This window comes from Streptomyces niveiscabiei (genome assembly GCF_001419795.1).
Classification (GTDB): Bacteria; Actinomycetota; Actinomycetes; order Streptomycetales; family Streptomycetaceae; genus Streptomyces; species Streptomyces niveiscabiei.
Genome location: NZ_LIRL01000978.1, coordinates 1 through 1,235 on the forward strand (window position 1 = coordinate 1; position 1,235 = coordinate 1,235).

General features: G+C 72.1%; 2 protein-coding genes. Both read right to left on the minus strand.

Features of this window, described 5'->3' with window-relative positions:
• The coding region (locus AOK24_RS38190; protein WP_055724532.1) for a globin domain-containing protein at positions 1–915 on the minus strand (915 nt) is incomplete at its 3' end.
• Between the two features lie 66 nt (positions 916–981).
• The coding region (locus tag AOK24_RS38195) for an Rrf2 family transcriptional regulator (protein ID WP_055724533.1) at positions 982–1,235 on the minus strand (254 nt) is incomplete at its 5' end.

The following is a 1,235-nucleotide window of genomic DNA, read 5'->3' on the forward strand; positions in this document are numbered from 1 at the left end:
GACGAGGCGCAGGAGTTCGGCGCGGTGGGCGTGGGTGGCGGGGGAGTGGTCCGCGTGGACGACGGTGACCGGGCGGGCGGAGTCCGTCGCCGCGAGGTGGTCCAGCATCGACAGCATCGGCGTCGTACCGATCCCGGCGGAGGCGAGGAGGAGCGGGCCGTCGCCGTCGGGGAGTGCGAGCGTGCCGTAGGGGGCGGAGACGGTGAGCGTGTCGCCCGGACGGGCGTGCGTGTGCAGCCAGGTGGAGACCTCGCCTTGGAGGGGGTCGTGGACGCGCTTGACGGTGATGCGCCAGTCGGGGTGAGCGGGTCCGCGCGAGAGGCTGTACTGACGTATCTGGCGTGCCCCGTCCGGGAGTTGCACCCGGACGCTGACGAACTGGCCCGGCAGGAAGGTGCCGTGAGGGTCGCGCAGGACGAACGACACGGCGTCCGGCGTCTCCTCGTGGCGTTCGGCGATCGTCAGCTCCTGCCAACCTCTCTTCTCCTCACCGAGTTCCGCCTCGGCGGCGATCAGCGTGTCGGCCATCAGCCAGTACACCTCGTCCCAGGCGTCGGCGACTTCGGGCGTGACCGCGTCGCCGAGCACCTCGCCCAGCGCGGCGAACAGGTGCGTGTGGACGACCTTGTACTGCGAGGGCTCGATGCCGAGGGACGCGTGCTTGTGCGCGATGCGGGCCAGCATGGGGTCCGTACGGGTGCCGTCGAGGAGCATGCCGGCGTAGGCCGCGATCGAGCCCGCGAGGGCGGCGCGCTGCTGGCCGTTGGCCTGGTTGCCCCGGTTGAACAGGTCGCGCAGGAGACCGGGGTGGGCCGCGAAGAGGCCCTCGTAGAACCGGCCCGCGATCTTCTCGATGTGGGCGCCCACGACGGGCAGCGTCCGGCGGACGACGGGAACGGAGCGCTCGGAGAGCACCGGGACCTCCTGAATTGGCGTCTTGGATTCCAATTAACGGGCGGGAAGCGGCAGTAGCCGGCCGTGTCACTCCGGGCGGCGCACCGCCAGCCCGACGAGCACAGGGCCGGTCGGCGAGGCCACGAGATCGGCGACCACCACGGGATCGAGCGCCGCGAAGAACGCCTCCCGCGCCTCCCGCAACGCCCCGCGCAACCGGCACGCCGCACGCAGCGGACACGGCGGATCACCCTCGCAGTCCACAACCTCCGCCTCCCCCTCCAACTCCCGCACGAGCCACCCCACGGAGGCCCGCCGCCCCAACCCGGTCAGCACCAGCC